Origin of the sequence: Streptomyces niveus (assembly GCF_001723055.1) — a bacterium.
Taxonomy (GTDB): Bacteria; Actinomycetota; Actinomycetes; order Streptomycetales; family Streptomycetaceae; genus Streptomyces; species Streptomyces niveus.
The window spans coordinates 1-5,459 of record NZ_MDCR01000533.1; the positions used below are offsets into that span (position 1 = coordinate 1).

General features: G+C 69.9%; 5 protein-coding genes and 1 rRNA gene. 1 reads left to right on the top strand and 5 read right to left on the bottom strand.

The genetic code is table 11. The features are described 5' to 3' along the window. Positions 1 to 73: 73 nt before the first annotated feature. Positions 74 to 190, top strand: a 5S ribosomal RNA gene (gene rrf, locus BHU15_RS37350). 107 nt (positions 191 to 297) lie between these two features. Here the strand turns inward: rrf and BHU15_RS37355 are convergent. The 5 genes from BHU15_RS37355 to BHU15_RS40700 form a co-directional block, all read right to left on the bottom strand. After that, a complete protein-coding gene (locus BHU15_RS37355; protein ID WP_069631129.1) occupies positions 298 to 1,608 on the bottom strand; it encodes a DUF58 domain-containing protein in 1,311 nt (436 codons plus the stop codon). A gap of 11 nt (positions 1,609 to 1,619) precedes the next feature. Continuing rightward, positions 1,620 to 2,603 (bottom strand): AAA family ATPase, encoded by a 984-nt coding sequence (locus BHU15_RS37360; protein WP_023541336.1) that lies wholly within the window; start codon positions 2,601 to 2,603, stop codon positions 1,620 to 1,622. After that, positions 2,600 to 3,877: a DUF4350 domain-containing protein gene (locus BHU15_RS37365; protein WP_069631130.1), complete on the bottom strand. Its 1,278-nt coding sequence runs from the start codon at positions 3,875 to 3,877 to the stop codon at positions 2,600 to 2,602. The genes BHU15_RS37360 and BHU15_RS37365 overlap by 4 nt, the downstream gene beginning before the upstream one ends. Beyond that, positions 3,874 to 4,563: a DUF4129 domain-containing protein gene (locus BHU15_RS37370; RefSeq protein ID WP_069631131.1), complete on the bottom strand. Its 690-nt coding sequence runs from the start codon at positions 4,561 to 4,563 to the stop codon at positions 3,874 to 3,876. Before BHU15_RS37370 ends, BHU15_RS37365 begins: the two co-directional genes overlap by 4 nt. Before the next feature lie 4 nt (positions 4,564 to 4,567). Beyond that, positions 4,568 to 5,459, bottom strand: an 892-nt coding sequence (locus BHU15_RS40700) for a DUF7847 domain-containing protein (RefSeq protein ID WP_069631132.1), incomplete at its 5' end; no start/stop codon positions are given.

Here is a 5,459-nt window from a genome sequence, read left to right on the forward strand (position 1 = left end):
GTCCACTGTGTCAGTTCTGAAACAACGAACAATCCGTGATTTCACCCGGATAGGTTCAACAGTTTCATAGTGTTTCGGTGGTCATTGCGTTAGGGAAACGCCCGGTTACATTCCGAACCCGGAAGCTAAGCCTTTCAGCGCCGATGGTACTGCAGGGGGGACCCTGTGGGAGAGTAGGACGCCGCCGAACAACCTTTGTGCCTCAACCCCCGGACTGTGTCCGGGGGTTGAGGCATTTCTGCGTTCGGGAGCTTTTTCACGTACGAGGCAGCCCCCAGGCATTCCCGTACGCGATCGTTAGAGGCGACCCGCCGCCTTCAGTGCCAGATATGCGTCCGCCAGTGCCGGCGCCAGGGAGTCGGGAACGGCGTCGACGACCGTGACTCCGTAGCGCTGGAGTTTTTCCGATGTACGGCGTCGCTGGGATTGTGCCTGGCCCCCGGCGGCGGCCTCGTAGACCGCGTCCACCGAGCCGCGTGCCGTGCTCATGGCTTGGGCGTGAGGGTCGGCCACCGAGGCGACGAGGACCGTGTGGCGCTGGGTGAGTTGAGGCAGGACGGGCAGGAGCCCCTCCTCGACCGGAGCCGTTTCGAGACTGGTCAGCAGTACGACGAGTGACCGGCGCGGGGCGCTCTTCAGGACCGTGGCGGCCAGGCCGCGGGCGTCCGTCTCGACGAGTTCGGGCTCCAGCGTGGACAGTGCGTTCACCATCGCGGGCAGTACGTCGCTCGCCGAGCGGCCTCGGACCTGGGCGCGTGTCCGGCGGTCGTACGCCAGGAGGTCGACCCGGTCGCCGGCGCGGGCGGCGAGTGCCGTGAGGAGCAGTGTGGCGTCCATCGCGGCGTCGAGGCGAGGGACGTCGCCCACGCGGCCGGCCGAGGTACGGCCGGTGTCGAGGACGACGAGGATGTGGCGGTCGCGCTCGGGGCGCCAGGTACGGATCGCCACCGCCGACTGGCGTGCGGTGGCGCGCCAGTCGATGGACCGGGTGTCGTCTCCCGGTACATAGGGGCGGAGGCTGTCGAACTCGGTGCCTTCGCCGCGGGTGAGCACGCTTGTCCGGCCGTCCAGTTCGCGCAGGCGGGCGAGTCTGGACGGCAGATGCTTGCGGCTGGTGAAGGGCGGCAGGACGCGTACCGTCCACGGCACGTCGTGGTTTCCCTGGCGGGCCGCCAGGCCGAGCGGGCCGAAGGAGCGTACGGTCACTCGCTCCGTGTGCCTGTCGCCGCGGCGTGTCGGGCGCAGGAGTGTGGCGAGGCGTCGGCGCTCGCCGGGCGGGACGGTCAACTCGTGGCGGGAGGCGGCCTGTTCGGTGCCCGTGGGCCAGCTGCTCGGGGGCCAGGCGTCGCGGATGTGGGCGCGCAGGGTGCGGCGTGCGGGGTTGGTGACCGTGAGCTGGACTTCGGCACTTTCGCCGAGTCGAACTGAGGTATCACCACTTCGAGTGAACCGGAGCGTTCGCACTGGCGCGGCCAGGCAGTAGTCGCACAGAATTGCGAGTGAGAGGGGCGCGTTGACCGCCAGCATCCCCGTCCAACTAGGGGCGAGGAGACCGACGGGAAGCGAGCCGAGAGCGGCGAGGAGTGCCGCTCGTCCGGTGAGGGCCACGGTTCATCGCCTCATCGGGGTACGGGGACATGGGCGAGGATCGCGGTGATGACGGAGTCCGCGGTGACTCCCTCCATCTCGGCCTCGGGACGGAGTTGGACGCGGTGCCGCAAGGTGGGTAGGGCCAGGGCTTTCACGTCGTCCGGCGTGACGTAGTCGCGGCCGGTGAGCCAGGCCCAGGCCCGGGCGGTGGAGAGCAGAGCGGTGGCGCCTCGCGGGGAGACGCCGAGGGAGAGCGAGGGGGACTCACGAGTGGTACGGCAGATATCGACGACGTAGCCCGCTATCTCCGGGGAGACGGAGGTCTTGGCGACCGCGGAGCGTGCCGCTTCGAGGTCGGCGGGGCCGGCGACGGGGCGTACTCCCGCTGCCTGGAGGTCGCGTGGGTTGAAGCCGTCCGCGTGACGGGTCAGGACGCTGATCTCGTCGTCGCGTGACGGGAGGGGGACTGTCAGCTTCAGCAGGAAGCGGTCGAGCTGTGCTTCGGGGAGGGGATAGGTGCCCTCGTACTCGACCGGGTTCTGCGTGGCGGCGACCAGGAACGGATCGGGGAGCATCCGCGGTGTTCCGTCGATCGTGACCTGGCGCTCCTCCATCGCTTCGAGCAGCGACGACTGGGTCTTGGGCGGCGTGCGGTTGATCTCGTCGGCGAGCAGCAGGTTGGTGAAGACAGGGCCGGGCTGGAACGAGAACTCGGCTGTGCGCGCGTCATAGACGAGGGAGCCTGTCACGTCGCTCGGCATCAGGTCGGGGGTGAACTGGACGCGCTTGGTGTCGAGTTCGAGAGACGCGGCGAGAGCCCGTACCAGGAGTGTCTTCGCGACGCCGGGGACTCCTTCGAGGAGGACGTGGCCCCGGCAGAGCAGGGCGACGACAAGTCCGGTCACGGCGGGGTCCTGGCCGACCACGGCCTTCGCGATCTCGGCGCGCAGGGCCTCCAGGGAGGCGCGGGCGCTGTCCGAGTTCGTAGCGGTCTCGGGGGTCGGGGCACTCATGAGGTGCGTACCTCTCTTTCGAGGGCGTCGAGTTGGTCCGTCAGGCGGATGAGAGCGGCATCGTCGGCCGGCGCCGGGCCGAAGAGCAGCGTGCGGAGATCCCGCGCGGTGTCGGGGAGTTGAGCGGAGACAGCGGGGACGAGGGCCTCCGGGGTGTGGGCCTCGGACGGTGGAACACCGAGGAGGGATGCGAGGCGGGTGCGGGTCTCCGTACGGAGGACCGAGGCGGCGCGGTCGCGGGCGTTGGCCCTGCGGTAGAGGCGGGCGCGGCCCTCGGTGGCCTCGGAGGCGCGGATGGCGACCGGGAGTCGTTCGGCCACCACGGGGCCGAGCCGGCGGGAGCGCCACACGGCGGCGAGAACGGCGGCGAGGGCGAGTTGGAGAGTGCCCCAGAGCCAGCCGGAGGGGATCAGATCGAGGAAGCTCGACTCGTTGCCTCCGCCGTCCTCGTCCCCCTGGCCGCCGGTGCCGTCAGCGTTGTTGTCGTCACCACTGCCGTTGCCGGATTCGGTGGCGGAGGGATCACTGAGTGAGGGGAGGTACCAGACGATATGAGGCCGGGAGCCGAGGAGTTGAAGGGCCAGCGAGGCGTTGCCCTGCTTGGCGAGGCGTTCGTTGTAGAGGAGATCGGGGGAGCCGAGCAGGACGGTGTCGCCGTCGGCCTGGGCATCGACCCTGAGAAGGGACGGCAGTCCGTCCGTCGGGTAACAGGCGTCGCCGTTCGGCTGGTCGGTGGCGTAGCGGTATCCGCCGATGTCGACGGAACCGGCGTCGCGTGCGGCGGGCAGGGAACAGCGGGGTTCCCGGGCGTCCACCGGGGTGTCGGTGGCCGCGGTGACGCCCGGAGCCAGGATGTCGAGCGAGAACGGCCCGGGCGACAGCAGGACGGTACGGCCGCCGGAGATCTCCGTCGCGTCCTGCAAGGTGTGCTGCTGCCGGAAGGTCAGCAGGTTGGGCTGGGTGACGACCAGGGTGGTGTCCGGGCCGGTCTCCTCTGTCGCTTCGGCGAGAGTGGTGACGACCCGGGTGGAGACGCCGCGGTCCTTGAGGAGTTCGGCGACGGCGCGGCTGCCCAGCGGGTCGGCGGAGCGGGGGTCGAGCCGGCCGTGCTGGTCGCCGGAGCGTACGGCCGCCAGGGCGATGCCGGCCGCGAGAAGGATGGCGAGTGCGAGCAGCAGCCCTCGGACCCGCCTCCAGATCTGCTGGGCGCTGGGCGACATCGAGGTGGTGCTGGTCGTGGGCCGGTGCGTGGCGGCGGTCTTGGCGCCGGTCATTCGGCAGCTCCCTGGGTGGCGCTGCTGAGTTGGGGTTTGCTGCTCTCCAGGCCGAGGTCCAGTTCGCGCAGGCGCAGGTATGTCTGCCGGTCCGCCGTCCGTCCGCCGTATGTGACGTCGTCGAAGGCTCTGGCGGCGGCGCGCAGGGCTGTCGCGTGTTCGGGGAGCGCGCGTCCGGCGTCGGCGGCGGCCTCGTCGGCCGTACGGCCCGGGCGCGGGTCGAGGATGGCCCGTTCCTCCAGCGAGCGGACGACGGCGCGCATCCGTTCCTGGACGGCCTGGTTCCAGCGTTCGGCGGTCGCGTGTTCCTCGGCGTTGGCGCGATGTTCGGCGGCGCCGCGCGGGCCGGAGTCGAAGAGCGCGTCCTTGGGGCGGGTGGTGCGTTGGGGGGTGCCGAGCCGCCACCAGAGGGCCGCGACGAGCGCCACCACGATCACCGCGATGACGGCGAGGCCGAGCGGGCTCGTCACTCCCGAGCCGGCCACGGAGTTGAAGAGATCTCCGATCCACTCCCAGAAGCGGTCCGCCGCGCGCTGGAGCAGATTCGGGTCGTTCTCGTGGTACAGCGGCTTGGACAGTTCGTCCTCGGCGGCCTCACGAGCGGGGACACGCGGGGTGTCCACCGGTATGTCCTCGCTCGTGCGCGCCGTCAGCCACGCCGTCGCCGTGCCCCCCGTGCCGAACACCGCATCAGCCCCTGGGGGCGTCGTTGCCAGGCCGCTCGGAGCCGTAGCCCGGTACGCCGGCGGCACGTGCGAGTTCGAGGTCCAGGGCTTCGCGCCGGATGCGCTGGTCCACGTACAGGAGCACCGAGACACCCGCGGAGATCGGCAGGGTGATGGAGGTGCTGATCACCGTTCCGATACCGGTGATGATCAGGAAGGGCCAGCCGAAGTCCGGACCGGAACCGGAGAGGAGGCCGCTGAGACCGTCGCCGTCCACCGCCATGGCGATGAGGCTGAACGGCACGGCGATGATCATGGAGACGACGAACGTGAGCAGCATCGTCAGCAGCAGGATCCCGAAGATCCGCCACCAGGTGCCCTTCACGAGCTTGGCGGAACGGCGCATCGACGCCACGATGCTCTGCCGCTCCAGCATCAGGGCGGGCGAGGAGAGGCTGAAGTTGACCATCAGCCAGATCAGCACGACGACGGAGGCCAGTCCGCCGAGCATCGTCAGCGCGATTCCGGCACCGGAGCCGATCAGCAGGCCCGGCAGGATGCCGACGGTGACGATGGCGGCGCCCATCACGGGCAACAGCAGTGTCAGGCCCAGCAGTTGAAGCAGCCTGGGACGTGCCTCGTGCCAGGCGTCCGACAGCGTGACGCTGCGGCCGAGCACCGAGCGGCTGATGACCACGGTCAGTACGGCCGTCGTGAAGAGCGTGCCGATGATGGTGATGAACAGGGACGGCGCGAGTGCGATGAGGGTGGACTGCATCGCGTCGACGGCCTGGTTCAGCGCTTCCGTCGGGCTCGCGTTCGGGTCGACGTCCACCGGCTCGGGCAGCAGGTAGCGCTGGACGAGTATGTCGCCGATCTGCGAGATCACCGCGACGACGATGGTGACGCCGAGGACG